This window comes from Rhodanobacter sp. DHB23 (genome assembly GCF_014842975.1).
GTDB lineage: Bacteria > Pseudomonadota > Gammaproteobacteria > Xanthomonadales > Rhodanobacteraceae > Rhodanobacter_A.
In genome coordinates this window covers 99,940-115,240 of record NZ_JACYXK010000026.1, presented here as the reverse complement: position 1 = coordinate 115,240, position 15,301 = coordinate 99,940, and the positions used below count along the sequence as shown (strand labels likewise).

The window sequence follows — 15,301 nt, the reverse complement described above, 5'->3', positions numbered from 1 at the left end:
ATTATCGCAGCCGGCGGCGAAACCCGGCAAACCGCCCGGCCCGGCCGCAAGGTCTTGCAGGGCGTTTGTCGCCTCCCGGTGTTGTGACACACTGGGCTTCCACCGGATCCGCGTCGGTAGCCGCGGCTTTTCGAGGTGGCGAGCGCTGTTCGTGGATCGGGGGAGAGATCATGAAGCCATATGGAGAGATGGCCACTCGTGGCCTGCGTCATTGCCGGTTGGCCGCTGCTGTCGGCCTTGCGTTGGGTCTGGCTGCCTGCGGCGGGGGAGGCGGCGGCAACGTCAAGACGACCACCCCGTCGACGCCTGCGTCGTCCTCGACCGCGCCGGCGCAACCGCCGATAGACGCCCAGCTTTCGATCACCAACACCTATGCCGCGCACAGCCAGGGCTACACCGGCGCGGGCGTGACCATCGGCGTCGTGGACACCGGCATCATGGCGAGCAACCCGACGGTGTCGGGGCGCGTGACGCAGGAGCTGATCTACGTCGACCCCAGCACCAACAACACCAGTGTCGACGACGTGGTGGGCCACGGCACCTGGGTGTCGGAGATCGCGGCGGGCACGCCGTTCGCCCAGTTCCCCGGCGGCATCGCGCCGGGCGCCGACCTGGTGTCGGCGCGCATCATCGACGACAACGCACCGGACGACAACGGCTCCACGGCGCCGTCGACGGTCACCGCCAGCGACGCGCAGTTCTTCGGCCAGGTCAATGCGGACCTGATCAGCGCCGGCGTCAAGGTGATGAACAATTCCTGGGGCGGCATCACCTGGGACACCACCAACACCAGCCTCAACCAGGCCTTCGACCAGGCCTACAGCCCGTTCGTGAACCAGCAGGGCGGGCTGGTGGTGTTCGCCGCCGGCAACGATTCGGAGACCAACCCCAGCACCATCGCGATGCTGCCCAACGTGGCGCCCGACCTGGCCAAGGGTTGGCTGGTGGCGGTGGCGGTCAACAGCAACAACCCGACCCAACTGGAGAGCTATTCCAACCAGTGCGGCGCGGCGATGAACTACTGCCTCGCCGCGCCGGGCGACGTGATCGTGCTGGACAAGGACACCACGGCCGGCACCACCAACCCCACCTACTACATCGTGGAGGGCACCTCGTTCGCGGCGCCGCAGGTCTCGGGCGCGGCGGCGCTGGTGTGGCAGGCCTATCCGTATTTCAGCAACGACCTGGTGCGGCAGACCCTGCTCGGCACCGCCGACCCGCTGGGCGGCTCGCAGCCCAACCCGACCTACGGCTACGGCGAACTGGACGTGGGTCGCGCGGTGAACGGCCCGATGCAGTTCAACTGGGGCGACGTCACCGTCAGCTTCAGCGGCAGCTCCAGCTGGAACAATCCGATCTCCGGCGCCGGCGGCCTGATCAAGCAGGGCAGCGGCACGCTCAACCTCACCCAGCCTTCCAGCTACACCGGCGAGACGCAGGTGCAGGGCGGCACCCTGACCGCCATGTCGCTGGCCGGCGCGGCGGCGATCAGCAGCGGCGCCACGCTGAGCGGCATGTCGGCCATCGGCGGCAACGTGAGCAACGCCGGCACGCTTTCGATCGCGAACACCAATGTCAGCGTGGGCGGCAACTACACGCAACCGGCCGGGGGCCAGCTGGCGGTGTCGCTGGGTTCCACGCTCAACGTGGCCGGCACGGCCAGCATCGCCGGCAACCTGCTGGTGACCGGCGCCAACTCGGGCTACACCCCCAACGCGCAGACCAACGTGATCGTCGCCAAGGGCGGCCTCAGCGGCACCTTCGCCGGCATGACCACGGCGTCGAACGTGCTGCTCACCGCCTCGCTCAACTACAGCACGACCACGGCGTGGCTGGACGTGCAGCAGGTGCAGGTGAGCGCGGTGCAGGGCAGCAGCTACAGCGTCGCCTCCTACGGCGCGGCGCAGCGCGTGGACGCGGCCTTCAACCAGATCAACGCGCAACTGGCCAACCCCGCGGCGACCGGCTCGCCGGCGAGCAGCAGCTTCATCGCCGGCGCGGCCACGCTGCAGCAGACGGCCACGCTGGGCAACCTGCAGCAATCGCTGGAAAGCCTCTCCGGCCAGCTGCATGCGGCCAGCGCGGCGATGACCTTCGAGGCGATCGACGCCGGCACGCGCGCCCTGACCGACCACTTCGACCAGCTGTTGTCCGCGCCATCGCAGCAACCCATCGGCGCATGGATGCAGAGCCTCGGCTACCAGGGCTCCATGTCGCGCAGCGGCTACAGCGACGTGGCCTACGACCTCAACGGCTGGATGGTGGGGCAGGACTTCCGGGTGGACGGCAGCGGCGTGGCCGGCTTCGCGCTGAGCGGCACGCATGGCCTGGGCCGCCTGACCGAAAGCGCGGACCAGGGCTACAGCCGCGCCGTGGAAGGCATGCTCTACGGCGGCACGATGCGCGGCAACTGGTACGCGATGGGCCGCTTCGGCTTCGGCACCTACCAGGAAACCATGCAGCGCCAGGTGCAGCTGGGCGGCCAGGCCACCGGCGTGGGCAGCGACGACAGCGGCCGTTACGGCGTGGCCTACGGCGAAAGCGGCTACCGCATGCTGCTGGGCGACACCCGCGTCATGCCCTACGCGAGCCTGGAATACGCGCAGATCCAGCGCGACGGGTTCGACGAGATGGGCGGCGACGGCTTCGGCCTGAAGGCCGATGCGCTCACCACCGCGCGCTGGCAGGCAGGCCTGGGCCTGCGCGCCAGCCGCGACTGGCAACTCGGGCGAGCCGGCAGCCTGGGCCTGCAGGGCCAGCTGGCGTGGCAGCAGTCCTTCGGCCTGCGCGGCGAGGTGTTCGAGGCCAGCTTCACCGGGGTGAACCAGTGGGCCCCGCTGGGCGGCATCGGCCTGGCGCGCTACGGCGGCCTGGCCGGCGCCACGCTCGACTGGCGCATGAATGCGCGCAGCAGCCTCGCGCTCGACTGCGAGCAGTACTTCGGCCAGGGCCAGCAGGCGACGATGGCGATGCTGAACTACCGCTGGTCGTTCTGACCGGTCCCGGTGGCGGCGCCGCAACGCGTCGCCACCGGGGGGCGGCCGCGGCGGCACGCCTGCGCTGCGGCAGTCCGCCCATGGCCCGGCCGTTCAGGGCCGCGTGCCTCGTGCCGCCCATCCGATGCCGCGACACGAACACCAGGCGCCGAACCCAATCGGGCCGGTTCATACCAGACAATGGATCGCGCCATCGCAACGGGTTTCGTTGTGGGCAGCCCGCCGACGCTCAGACCAGCTCGACCTGCACGCCGGCGCTGCGCAACGCTTCCACGACTTCCGCCGGCGCGCCGGCGTCGCTCAGCACCTTGTGCACCTGGCGTACCGGTGCGATCACCGACAGGCTGCGCTGGCCCAGCTTGCTGGAGTCACACACCGCCACGGTCTGCCGTGCCACGCGGATCATCAACGCGTTGAGCGCGGATTCCAGCGGATCGGGCGTGGTCACGCCCACCTCGGGGTCGAGGCCGTCCACGCCGAGGAACAGGCGGTCGGCGGAAAGCTTGGCCAGCGCGTGTTCCGCGTCGGGGCCCACCAGCGAGTAGGAGGTCTGGCGCAGCAGGCCGCCCAGCATCATCACGCGGATGTGCGGCAGGCCCGACAGTTCCAGCGCGATGTTCAGCGCGTTGGTGATCACGGTGAGCGATTCGAAGCGGCGCTGGCGGATCTGCCGCGCGATCTCCACCGTGGTGGAGCCTGAGTCGAGGATGATGGTCTCGCCGTCGCGGATCATCGCCGCCGCCGCCTGGCCGATGCGCAGCTTCTGCGCGTGGTGGCGGGTTTCCTTGATGTTGAGCGGGATGTCGCTGCTGACCGGCACCACCGGCAGCGCGCCGCCGTGCGAGCGCACGATGGCCGAGGCATTCGCCAGCGCCTCGAGGTCGGCGCGGATGGTGACGGCGGAGGTGTGGAACTTCTTCGCCAGTTCCTCGACCGTGGCGCGGCCCTGCTCCTCGATGTGCTCGACGATGAGGCGCCGGCGTTCGCCGAGCAGCAGGCGGTGGCGGGGTCTGGCGGCGGGCTTGGCGGTCTGGGCTTTGCTCATGCGGTGGGAATATGCAGGAGTCGGGCGGCGTTGTCATGATAGACCTTGCGCAGCACGGCGTCCGGCAGCTTCAAACCGTAGATCGCCCAGCGCCCCTGCGGCGGCACGTCCGCGGGCGCGTAGTCGAAGTATTCGTCCTCGGTTTCGAGGAACCGGTAGTAGATCTCGTAGAGGGCATCGCCGAACAACTGCTGCGGCACGTCGTCGCCCCAGGGCGAGGGCACCGCGTCGGTGCCGAACAGGATGCGGTCCTGGAATCGGTCGAAGAAGCGCTGCGCGATGCGCGGCTGGCGGCCCAGTTCGCCGATGCGCGCGCTGATGTCCACCAGGGTGTTGGGGAAGCGTTCCAGGCAGGATTCGACGGCGGCGAGGTTCTCGGCGTTGTTGCCTACGTGCAGCAGCACGAAGGTGGTCTTCGGGTGGCGCGCGATCATGCGGTCGCGCGCGGCGATCAGTTCCGCGTGGCTGGGGAACTCCGGGCCGTAGAACGACCAGTCCGGGTGGTTGGCCAGTTCCTCGTAGCGTTCGTTCCCGCCGTCGGTGGGCAGGAAGAACGCCTCGGGGTCGGAAACGTGCAGGAACACCGGCATGTCGTGCGCGGCGCAGGCCTCCCACATCAGGTCGAAACGGCGGTCGTCCACGCCCACCAGCGGGCCTTCGTCGATGCCTTCGCGCAGGTACAGGCCCAGCGTCTTGAGCAGCTTCAGGCCGCGCGCGCCGATGCGGTGGGCGTGCGCGATGGCGTCGGCCTGGCGTTGCGGGTAGTCCGCTTCGGGGAACAGCGCGAACGAAGGCTCGGTGAGGGTGAGGAAGCGCCCCGGCGCGGCCTGGTCGAACAGCCGGATGCTTTCCTCCAGGCCCTTGCCGACGCCGCCGGTGAGGTTCACCAGCGTGCGCACGCCCTTGCGGTCCATCACCGGCAGCAGTTCCTCCGGCGTGGTGAACACGGTGATTTCGTCGCCCACCGACACGCCGCTGCGCACGTTCTTCGACCAGGTGAGGTGCGCATGCACGTCGATCACCGGGAAACGCGGGTGCTCGATATGCGTCTGCGGCACGCGCAGCATGCTGCGCGGCTTGAAGTCCTTGAGGCGCAGCTCGCCCTTGCTGTCGTCGCGCGCGGTCTGCAGCGGGTTCTTGCCGCTGTTCTCGATGCGCACGGTGCCGGCGCCGGTGGGCGGGGCGCAGCAGAGGCAGGCTTTCTGGTGGGTCATGGTGCTCTCTTTCTCATCATGCGCTGCCAGAGTCTAGCGTCGGACTTCAAAACTCCCTCCCCTGCTTGCAGGGGAGGGTTGGGGTGGGGTAAACGGGCTTGCGGAAACCTTCTTTTGGAGTCGGCCATGCAACGCAAATGGATGCTTGCGCGCCAGCTCCGTCACGCGGCTACCGACGCCGAACGGCACCTGTGGCAACGTTTGCGGCATGAGCAGTTGGGCTGTTTCAAGTTCCGTCGCCAATATCCGCTTGCCGGCTACATCGTCGATTTCGCATGCGTCCCCGCAAGGCTCGTGCTGGAACTCGATGGCGGGCAGCATCTGGAAGCTGCTCGTTATGACATGGAACGCACGCAGGTCATCGAAGCACTGGGTTATCGCGTGCTGCGCTTCTGGAATGACGACGTGCTGCTGCGAACCGAAGCGGTGCTGGAAGAAGTGTGGCGGCATCTGGAACCGCGCAAGGATTGAAGAGCGACCCCACCCCAACCCTCCCCTGCAAGCAGGGGAGGGGGCATGCAACATCAGCGCGGGTACTTCGCCATGATGCCGTGCACCTGGCGCACCAGGGCGACCGCCTGGTCGAACGGCCGCAGCCACATGTTGCGGCCGAACATCACGCCGGTGGCGCCGCTCTGCATGTAGTGCTCGACCTTGCGCAGCACGGCCGCGTCGTCGTCGTTCTTCTCGCCGCCGGAGAACAGCACCATGGTGCGGCCGGCCGAGCGCACCACGCGGGCGCAACGGGCGGCAGAGTCTTCCTGCAGCTTGTCGTACGGCGCCGGGACGTTGGCCACGCTGTCGTTCGGCTCGTGCAGCTTCACCAGGTCGGCGCCCATTTCCAGCGCCACGCGCGCGGCGTAGTCCTGCGCGTAGAGCGTGTTGGTGCCGCCCTTGGCGTTGACCGCGCTGCCGCGCGGGTAGGACCACACCACCAGCGGCATGCCGTAGCGCTCGCAATCCTGGCGCACCTTCTCGAACTGGCGGAACTCGTCGCCCTGGCGCGGCGAGCCCACGTACATGGTGTAGCCCACCGCCTCGGCGCCGAGGCGCACGGCGTCCTCCACCGAGGCGAACAGCGGCGAGGTGGCCTCGGCATCGCTGGGGATGTTGGTCTTGCCGTTGAGCTTGAGGATCAGCGGTACCCGGCCGCAGTACTCGGTCATGTACTTCTCGGCCAGGCCGATGCCCAGCGCGATGGCGGAAAAGCCGCCCGCCGCGGCCATCTCGAACTGGTAGCCGGGATCCACGGCGGGCGGATGGGGAAAGAAATCGGTGGGGCCGTGCTCGAGGCCCTGGTCCAGCGGGAGTACCAGCAGGCTGCCGTTCTTCGGGCCGGAGCCGTACAGAAGGCGCCACAGGCGCGTGCGCTTGCCGTGCGAGAGCGGCAGTTTCGAAAACTTTTCGGAAGCTTGCGAAGGGACTTGTAAGTTCTGATTCATTTCGAATACGCTGGGCTGGTGGACGAATGGCTTCACATTCGGACGAATTGAATCAAATGTCAATACTCGAAAACAAAACGAAAGAAATCGACAGTCTTGCCACATTGACGTCGGCCGCCCCCGCGGCGCAGCGCGAACGCGGCTACGCCGATACGCTGCGCGAGATCCTGCAGCAGCCGGCGACCTGGCAGGCCACGGCGGCGCTGCTGCGCGAGCCTGCGGTGCGTGCGCAACTGCAGTCGGCGCTGACGCCGCGTCCCGCGCACGTGGTGCTGACCGGTTCGGGCAGCTCGATCTACGCTGGCGAATGCATCGCGCCGGACCTGCAGCGGGCGCTGGGCGTGCCGGTGCTGGCGATTCCCGCGGGCACCCTGCTCACGCACCGTGGCGCGCTGCCGCCGGGCGGCGGCCTGCTGATCTCGATCGCGCGCTCGGGCGACAGCCCGGAAAGCGCCGGCGTGGTGGACCAACTGCTGGCGCACGAGCCGGGCTGGAGCCACCTCGCCATCACTTGCAACGCCAGCGGCAAGCTCGCCACGCAGTACGCCGGCGCGCCGCATTACGCCGCGCTGGTGCTGGACGAGCGCACCAACGACCGCAGCCTGGTGATGACCAGCAGCTTCACCAACCTGGTGCTGTCCGGCAGCGGCCTGGGCGGTCGCGCCGACACCGACGAATGGCAGGCTGGCGTGAAGCGCCTCGCCGGCTGCGTGCAGCAAATGTTCGACCACCAGTCCGGTGCGCTGGCGGCCATCGCCCGGCGCGACTTCGACCAGGCCGTGTACCTCGGCAGCGGCGGCGCGCTGGGCGCGGCGCGCGAGGCCGCGTTGAAGATGCTGGAGATGACCGGCGGCCAGGTCATCACGATGGCCGAGACCTTCCTCGGCCTGCGCCACGGCCCGATGTCCAGCCTCGACGGGGACACCCTGGTGGTGGCCTACCTCTCGCCCGATCCCGCGGTGCGCGCCTACGAGTACGACCTGCTGCGCGAGCTCACCCGCAAGCAGTTGGGCACGGTGCGCGTGCTGGTCGGCGAGGGCATCGCCGACGACGTGGCCGGCGCGCAGGACGTGGTGGTGGACCTGCAAGGCCTGCAGGCTGCCGACGACGCGCTGCCGCTGCTGGCCGACGTGGTCGTGGGCCAGGTGCTGGCGTTCTTCCGCTGCCTGGCCCTGGGCGGCAGGCCGGACACGCCCTCGCAGGGCGTGCTCACCCGCGTGGTCGAAGCCTTCGCGCTGCACGCAGGAGGCAAGGCGTGAAACGCATCCTCGTCGCCGGCGAACTCAACGTCGATCTGGTGTTCCGGGATTGCCGGTCGTTCCCGACGCCGGGCCACGAGGTGCTGGCCGAGGACGCGCAGGTCGTGCCGGGCAGTTCCTCGATGATCTGCGCGATGGGATTGGCGCGGCTTGGCGACACGGTGGCCTTCGCCGGCAAGGCGGGCGCGGACGGCTGGGGCGATTTCTGCGTGGCGGCGCTGCAGGGCGCAGGCATCGACGTGGCCGCGGTGCGGCGCGATCCCGCGCTGCGCACCGGCATCACCGCCTCGTTCTCCACGCGCGGCGACCGCGCGCTGGTCACTTTCGCCGGCGCGATCGGCGCGCTGCGCGCCGACGACATCGACGACGCGCTGCTGGCGGGCGCCGGCCACCTGCACGTGTCGTCGTATTACCTGCAGGGCGCGCTGCGGCCTGACCTCAAGTCGCTGTGCGCGCGCGCGCGGGCGCACGGGCTGAGCACCTCGCTCGACCCGGGCTTCGATCCCGAGCAACGCTGGGGCAACGAATGGCCCTGCCTGCTTTCCGAGGTCGACCTGTTCCTGCCCAACGACGTGGAATTCGCCGCCATCAGCGGTTGCGGGTCGGTGCTCGATGGCCTGCGCGCGCTGGACAACGGCCGCACCTGCATCGTGGTGAAGCGCGGCCGCCAGGGCTGCGCCACGCTGGGCCGCGACGGCAACCTGCTCGAATCGCCGGCCTTCGCGCTGGATGCGGTGGACAGCACCGGCGCCGGCGATTCCTTCGACGCCGGCTTCCTGCACGCCTGGCTGCGCGGACACCCGCTGGCGGAAGCCATGCGCTGGGGCAATGCCTGCGGCGCGCTTTCCACGCGCGGCGTGGGCGGCACGGCGCGGCAGGCCGACGCGGGCGAGGCGAAAGCCTTGCTGGAGACCTCGCCTTGATCACCGTGCTCGGCATCAACACCGCCATCGACCACCTGATGCAGGTGGGCGAGCTGCGCCTGGGCGAGGTCAATCGCACGGTGCACGAGCAGGTGTTGCCGGGCGGCAAGGGCCTGCACGTGGCGCAGACCATCGCCGCGCTGCGCGAGCCGGTGCAGCTGATCGGCCTGATCGACGCCGCGCACCGCAACCTCACGGCACGCCGCATGAGCGAGCGCGGCGTGCTGTTCCACGGTGTGGAAATCGACGCGCCGGTGCGCCATTGCATCGCGCTGCAGGACGCGAGCGGACAGATCACCGAGGTGCTGGGGCAGGGGCCGGAGCTGGGCGAACGCGACCGCGCGACCTTGCAGCGCGTCTTCCGCCGTGCGCTGGAAGAGAGCGCGCTGGTGGTGCTCTCGGGCAGCCTGCCGCGCGGCCTCGCCACCGATACCTATGCCGAGCTTGCGCGGCAGGTGCACGCCGCCGGCAAGCGCTGCCTGGTCGACGCCAGCGGCGAGGTGCTGCGGCAGGCGGTGGCGGCGCGGCCCTTCCTGCTGAAGCCGAACCGCGACGAGGCCGAGGCCTTGTTCGGCCGCAGCATCGACAGCATCGACGCCGCCGTCGCCGCGCTGCGCGAACTCCATGCGCGGGGCGTGGCGATGCCGGTGCTGAGCCTCGGCGCGCTGGGCGCGGTGGGCATGGACGACGGCAGAGCGTGGCATGCCGCGGTGGAACTGGCGCAGGTGCGCAACACCGTCGGCTCGGGCGATTGCTTCCTGGCCGGCATGGCCGTGGCGATCGCGCGCGGCGAGCCGCTGCGCGAGGCATTGCGCCTGGCGGTGGCCTGCGGCGCCGCCAACGCGATGGATGTGGAAACGGGTTACGTACGTCCGGATCAGGTCGAGGCCTTGCTCGGCCGGATCCAGGTGAAGGAATGGACACGCTGAGCATAGACGGAGCCAGCCAGCTTGCCGGTGAGGATGAGCCATCGGCGTTTGAACAGTTAGCGGGCGCGGGGAGTGAGCGGCTCGCGGCTACCTACATGTAAAGCGATCCTAGAGAGGGGCAATCATGAAATCCGGCAGAAGCGTTTTACTGCGACAGACCAGCCTGGCATCGGCGCTGGGCCTGCTCCTGGCATCCATGGCCGCGCACGGCCAGTCGACCACCAGCAGCATCTTCGGCCACGTGCCGGTGCAGGCTGGCGAGAGCGTGACGGTCAGCAACGGCTCGGGCCTGTCGCGCACCGTCGGCATCGACAGCCAGGGCCGCTACAACGCCAACCAGCTGCCCATCGGCACCTATACGGTGAGCCTGATGCGCGATGGCCAGGTGATCCAGCAGCGTGCCGACGTGCTGCTGAAGGTGGGTGTCGGTTCGGAGGTTTCCTTCAGCGGCGAAGCGGCCGCGGGCGGCGCGACGAACGCGAAGCAGCTTTCGGGCGTGAGCGTGTCGGCCAACGCCGTGCCGCCGATCGACGTGAGCTCGGTCGACTCGCGCACGGTGATCACCGCCGACCAGCTGGCCAAGCTGCCGCTGGCGCACACGGCGGAAGCGGTCGCGCTGCTGGCGCCGGCGACCAACCTCGGCGCGGGCGGTGCGGCGAGCACCACGGGCGAGCCGCTGATCAGCTTCGGCGGTTCGTCCTCCACGGAGAACGCGTACTACCTCAACGGCTTCAACACCACCGATCCCAACAACGCCGAGGGCGGCATCACCCTGCCGTACGGCTCGATCGACCAGGAAGAGGTCTACACCGGCGGCTACAGCGCGCAGTACGGCCGCAGCGACGGCGGCGTGATCAACATGATCGGCAAGAGCGGCACCAACGACTGGCACTTCGGCGGGCAGTTCCTGTACGAGCCGTCGTCGATGGTGGCGAGTTCGAACGACACCTATTACGTGAGCGGTCCGGCGCCGTTCCCCGTGCCCGGCAACCCGTCGCTGTACGACCCCAGGAACCAGAACAGCACGTGGTCGTCCGTCTACGACCTCTACTTGGGCGGCCCGATCATCAAGGACAAGCTGTTCTTCTTCGCCTCGGCGGAGATGACCCATACGCAGGGCAACTCGGTCAACAGCGTCGAGTCCGGCACCGACTCGCACTACAAGGACACGCTGCCCAAGTGGTACGCCAAGGTGAACTGGAACATCACCGACAGCAACCTGCTGGAACTGACCGGCGCGTCGGAGAAGAGCCTGACCAGCGGCACCGTCTACAACTACGACTACAGCAACCTCAGCGACAACGGTTTCAAGGCCTATGCCAACGACACCAAGCACGGCGGCGACCTGTGGCTGGCCAAGTTCACCAGCTACATCACGGACAAGCTGACCTTCACCGCCTCGTACGGCAGCATGAAGACGCGCAGCTACAGCGAGAATCCCGAGTACGACCCGAGCCTGACGTATGTCGGCGGCCAGGTGTGGCAGAACCCGGCGCTGAACGGCGGCACGCCGATCACCAACAGCCAGACCGTCAGCGAGATCAACAACCCCGGCCAGAACTTCGTGACCACCAACCTGCGCATGGCATTGACCTACGCACTGGGCGACCACACGATCACCGCGGGCATCGACAACCTGCGCACGGCGGCCACCGACCAGGACGAGCTGACCTCCGGGCCGGGCGGCTACCAGTGGATCTACGGCTATACGAAGACGCCGACGGTGGCGATCAACCCGGGCATCGGCGTGGGCGCGCCGGCCGACTATCCGAACGGCGCATCCGGCTACTACGCCTACAAGTACATCTTCAACCAGGGCGGCAACCTGTTCTCCGCCGAGCACGCCGAGTACATCGAGGACCAGTGGCAGGTCAACGACCGCCTGCTGCTGTCGATCGGCCTGCGTGACGACGGCTTCACCAACTCCAATGCCAGCGCCACCCCCTACATGCGGCAGACCAAGCCGCAGTGGGCGCCGCGCCTGGGCTTCAGCTGGGACGTGTTCGGCGACAGCTCGTTCAAGGTGTTCGGCAACGCCGGCCGCTACTACCTCGGTTCGCCGATCGCCCCGGGCGATCCCGCCAACGGCTACCTGGCCACGCAGCAGTTCTACACGTACAGCGGCATCGCGGCGGACGGCACGCCGACCGGCCTCACCCAGATGTCGGCGCCGGTGTCGGCGAACGGCGCCTATGGCCAGACGCCCGACCCGCGCACCATGACGGCGACCAGCCTCAAGGCCGAGGACCAGGACGAGTTCATGCTCGGCTTCCAGAAGACGGCCGGCCCGAACTGGGTCTACGGCGCCAAGCTCACCCGGCGCATCCTGCGCCACGTGATCGACGACTGGTGCGATACCGGGGCGCTGGCGGCCAAGGCCGCCTCGGAAGGCATCACCGACGCCAACACCGACACCTGCTACTACATCAACCCGGGCGAGGCCAACACTTTCGCGGTGCAGGATCCCAGCGGCGCGTTCCACAGCGTGACGATGTCGAACGCCGACATGGTCTTCCCGCGCGCGGTGCGCCGCTACTACGGCCTGGAGACCTTCCTGGAGCACCCGTTCGACGGCAAGTGGTACGGCAAGATCAGCTACACCTTCTCGCGCAGCTACGGCAACAGCGAGGGCGAAGGCCAGTCCGACATCCGCGCCATCGGCGGCACGCAGAACGAGGACTGGGATTTCCCGTCGCTGATGGTCTATGCCGATGGCCCGCAGGGCAACGACCACACGAACGTGATCAAGGCCTATGGCTATTACGCGATCACGCCCGAGTGGCTGGTGTCGGCCAACCTCAACCTGACCTCGGGCGGGCCGAAGTATTGCCTGGGCTTCTTCCCGACCGCGACTTATCCGGCCGATCCGACCGATCCGGTCTCCTACGGTTCCAACTACCACTTCTGCAACGGCCAGCCGTCGCCGCCGGGAGCGAGCGGGCGCCTGCCGTGGATGAAGCAGCTTGACGTGGGCGTGCATTACCGCCCGGCGTTCGCCGATCACAAGATGTCCCTCGGCGTGGACGTGATCAACGTGTTCAACGGCCAGGCGCCGCTCAACCTGGATGCCAACTACAACGGCGACAGCGCGGGCACGCTGAACTCGCTCTACGGCACGCCGATGGTGTTGCAGCAGCCACGCTACGTGCGGTTCGGCGTCACCTACGACTACTGAGCACGCTTGCGACAACCCACGCCGCCCGGTCACCCCGGGCGGCGTTTTACATCATTCGCATCGATGGACCTGTCCGCCTGAAGGTTCGCCGATGCCGGTCGACCAACACGAGAGGCAACCATGACAGCACCGCATCCGCACACCCTTCGTTCGCCGCGCATGAACGTGCTGGCTTCCTGCCTGCTGGCCGTGCTGGCGGGCTTCGGCACGGCACATGCCGAGGACGGTGTCGCCACCGGCAAACTGGTGCTCGAGCCCGGCGTTGCGGCGTTCGCCGACCAGCAGGGCACGGCGAGCTTCGGCAATGCCGCGATCGAGGCGAAGTGGAAGCTGGACGGCAGGCACCTCGTCGGCATGACGGTGACGGATCGCGTGCACAACCGCACGTTCGAGGTGCCTGCGCCGTTCGCGCTGGCGATGGCCGACGGCGGCACGCTCAAGGCGTCCGACATGAACCTGCTGTCGGCGCCGAAGGTGGTCGCGTTGCCGGTGGACGCGCAGGCTTCGCGCTATTCCTCGCGCCTTCCCGGCAAGGCGGTCGAGGCCAGCTTCGCCGATGTGGACGGCCGCTTCCGCATCGACTGGAGACTCGTGCAGCGCGACGGCTCGCCCTACCTGCGCGAGGAAGTCAGCATCACCGCGCTGAAGCAGGACGAGAAGATCGCCAAGGTGTCGCTGCTGCAGTCGAAGGTGGAGGCGCCCGAAGTGGTGGGCACGGTGAACGGCTCGCCGATCGTCGACGGCGATGTCTACCTCGGCTTCGAGAACCCGTTGTCCGACAGCACGGCGTACCACCGCGAAGCGAGGTTGACATTGTCGCGCACGCTGCCGCTGGAAAAGGGCAAGACGGTGGATTACTCCGCGGTGGTCGGCGTGGTGCGTGACGGCCAGTTGCGCCGCGATTTCAACAGCTACGTCGAGCGCGAGCGCGCGCATCCGTACCGCACCTTCCTGCACTACAACTCCTGGTACGACATCGGCTACTTCACGCCGTACACCGAGGCGGAGGCGCTGGACCGCATCAACACCTTCGGCGAGGAGCTCGCCGTGAAGCGTGGCGTGAAGCTCGACTCCTTCCTGTTCGACGACGGCTGGGACGACCGCAGCGGCGCGTGGAACTTCAGCAAGGATTTCCCGCACGGCTTCGTGCCGCTGCGCGATGCCGCCGCGAAGTACGGCGCGGCGCCGGGCATCTGGCTGTCGCCGTGGGGCGGCTACGGCAAGCCGCACGACGAGCGCATCCGGAACGGCAAGGCGGCCGGCTACGAGATCATCGACGACGGCCTCGCGCTGTCCGGGCCGAAGTACTACCCGCGCTTCCACCAGGTCGTGATGGACATGATCGACAAGCAGGGCATCAACCAGTTCAAGTTCGACGGCACCGGCAACGTCAGCAGCGTGTTCCCCGGCAGCCGCTTCGACAGCGATTTCGCCGCGGCGATCCAGCTGATCAGCGACATCCGCAAGGACAAGCCGAACACCTTCATCAACCTCACCACCGGCACCTGGGCCTCGCCGTTCTGGCTGCGCTACGCCGACACCATCTGGCGCGACGGCGAGGACGACTGGTACACCGGCGTGGGCACGATGCGCGAGCAGTGGATCACCTACCGCGACCAGCAGACCTACCAGAACATCGTGCTGAAGGGTCCGCTGTTCCCGATCGACTCGCTGATGCTCCACGGCATCATCTACGCGCAGAAGAACCCGCGCCTCGACACTGACCCGGGCCACGATTTCGCCAACGAGGTGCGCTCGTACTTCGCCACTGGCACCGAGCTGCAGGAGATGTACATCACGCCTTCGCTGCTGACGCCGCAGGACTGGGACATGCTGGCCGAGGGCGCGAAGTGGTCGCGCGCGAACGCCGGCGTGCTGCGCGACAACCACTGGATCGGCGGCGACCCCGGCCGCCTCGATGTCTACGGCTGGGCCGCGTGGTCGCCGAAGAAGGCCATCGTCACCTTCCGCAACCCCGACGACAAGCCGCAGATTGCGGTGGTCGACCTGCAGCGCCAGCTGCAGCTGCCGCCGGGTGTGGCGCGCCATTTCAGCGTGCGCGACGTGTGGAGGAACGGCGGCGCCAACGTGCCGAAGACGCTGGATGCCGACCACGCCAGCACGATCACGTTGGCGCCATTCGAGGTGCTGACGCTGGAACTGACGCCGGAGTGAGCAGGCGAGTAGTGTCGAGTGACTCCCTCTCCCGCTTGCGGGAGAGGGTGCCGGCAGGCGGGAGAGGGTTCGGCTTTTTGCAGCGTTGCAAAAAAGCACCCTCTCCACAGCCCCTCTCCCGCAAGCGGGAGAGGGGTGCAGGT

The 15,301-nt window shown here is 68.3% G+C and carries 10 protein-coding genes; 7 read left to right on the top strand and 3 right to left on the bottom strand.

Features of this window, described 5'->3' with window-relative positions; translation table 11 throughout:
- Positions 1-170: 170 nt before the first annotated feature.
- Positions 171-2,996: a S8 family serine peptidase gene (locus IHE47_RS08935; RefSeq protein ID WP_225561727.1), complete on the top strand. Its 2,826-nt coding sequence runs from the start codon at positions 171-173 to the stop codon at positions 2,994-2,996.
- A gap of 229 nt (positions 2,997-3,225) precedes the next feature.
- Here the strand turns inward: IHE47_RS08935 and IHE47_RS08930 are convergent, their stop codons facing one another.
- Entirely contained in the window at positions 3,226-4,041 is an 816-nt protein-coding gene (locus IHE47_RS08930) for a DeoR/GlpR family DNA-binding transcription regulator (protein ID WP_192105547.1), read from the bottom strand.
- Positions 4,038-5,255 (bottom strand): amidohydrolase family protein, encoded by a 1,218-nt coding sequence (locus tag IHE47_RS08925; RefSeq protein ID WP_192105546.1) that lies wholly within the window; start codon positions 5,253-5,255, stop codon positions 4,038-4,040. Before IHE47_RS08925 ends, IHE47_RS08930 begins: the two co-directional genes overlap by 4 nt.
- A 126-nt stretch (positions 5,256-5,381) precedes the next feature.
- Between IHE47_RS08925 and IHE47_RS08920 the strand changes: the two genes are divergently transcribed.
- Complete coding sequence (locus IHE47_RS08920; protein WP_192105545.1) at positions 5,382-5,726, top strand: DUF559 domain-containing protein; 345 nt, start codon at positions 5,382-5,384, stop codon at positions 5,724-5,726.
- Positions 5,727-5,779: 53 nt separating this feature from the next.
- On the opposite strand, the gene IHE47_RS08915 is transcribed toward IHE47_RS08920, so the two are convergent.
- Positions 5,780-6,697 (bottom strand): fructose-bisphosphate aldolase, encoded by a 918-nt coding sequence (locus IHE47_RS08915; RefSeq protein WP_192105544.1) that lies wholly within the window; start codon positions 6,695-6,697, stop codon positions 5,780-5,782.
- 56 nt (positions 6,698-6,753) lie between these two features.
- On the opposite strand from IHE47_RS08915, the gene IHE47_RS08910 reads away from it, so the two are divergent.
- The 5 genes from IHE47_RS08910 to IHE47_RS08890 all read left to right on the top strand — a co-directional run bounded on the left by IHE47_RS08910 (position 6,754) and on the right by IHE47_RS08890 (position 15,158).
- Entirely contained in the window at positions 6,754-7,956 is a 1,203-nt protein-coding gene (locus IHE47_RS08910) for a tagatose-6-phosphate ketose isomerase (protein ID WP_192105543.1), read from the top strand.
- A complete protein-coding gene (locus tag IHE47_RS08905) occupies positions 7,953-8,879 on the top strand; it encodes a carbohydrate kinase family protein (RefSeq protein ID WP_192105542.1) in 927 nt (308 codons plus the stop codon). The genes IHE47_RS08910 and IHE47_RS08905 overlap by 4 nt, the downstream gene beginning before the upstream one ends.
- 5 nt (positions 8,880-8,884) lie before the next feature.
- A complete protein-coding gene (locus tag IHE47_RS08900; protein ID WP_343227467.1) occupies positions 8,885-9,808 on the top strand; it encodes a 1-phosphofructokinase family hexose kinase in 924 nt (307 codons plus the stop codon).
- A 124-nt stretch (positions 9,809-9,932) separates the two neighbouring features.
- A complete protein-coding gene (locus tag IHE47_RS08895; RefSeq protein WP_192105540.1) occupies positions 9,933-12,983 on the top strand; it encodes a TonB-dependent receptor in 3,051 nt (1,016 codons plus the stop codon).
- 120 nt (positions 12,984-13,103) lie between these two features.
- Positions 13,104-15,158, top strand: a complete 2,055-nt coding sequence (locus IHE47_RS08890; RefSeq protein ID WP_192105539.1) for an enterotoxin — start codon at positions 13,104-13,106, stop codon at positions 15,156-15,158.
- Positions 15,159-15,301: the final 143 nt, after the last annotated feature.

What these genes read in the sequence shown, in the direction of transcription:
- IHE47_RS08910 (WP_192105543.1), top strand. Translation starts at nt 6,754, where the DNA reads ATGTCAATACTCGAAAACAAAACGAAAGAAATCGACAGTCTTGCCACA.
- IHE47_RS08920 (WP_192105545.1), top strand. Translation starts at nt 5,382, where the DNA reads ATGCAACGCAAATGGATGCTTGCGCGCCAGCTCCGTCACGCGGCTACC.
- IHE47_RS08915 (WP_192105544.1), bottom strand. Translation starts at nt 6,697, where the DNA reads ATGAATCAGAACTTACAAGTCCCTTCGCAAGCTTCCGAAAAGTTTTCG.
- IHE47_RS08890 (WP_192105539.1), top strand. Translation starts at nt 13,104, where the DNA reads ATGACAGCACCGCATCCGCACACCCTTCGTTCGCCGCGCATGAACGTG.
- IHE47_RS08895 (WP_192105540.1), top strand. Translation starts at nt 9,933, where the DNA reads ATGAAATCCGGCAGAAGCGTTTTACTGCGACAGACCAGCCTGGCATCG.
- IHE47_RS08925 (WP_192105546.1), bottom strand. Translation starts at nt 5,255, where the DNA reads ATGACCCACCAGAAAGCCTGCCTCTGCTGCGCCCCGCCCACCGGCGCC.
- IHE47_RS08930 (WP_192105547.1), bottom strand. Translation starts at nt 4,041, where the DNA reads ATGAGCAAAGCCCAGACCGCCAAGCCCGCCGCCAGACCCCGCCACCGC.
- IHE47_RS08935 (WP_225561727.1), top strand. Translation starts at nt 171, where the DNA reads ATGAAGCCATATGGAGAGATGGCCACTCGTGGCCTGCGTCATTGCCGG.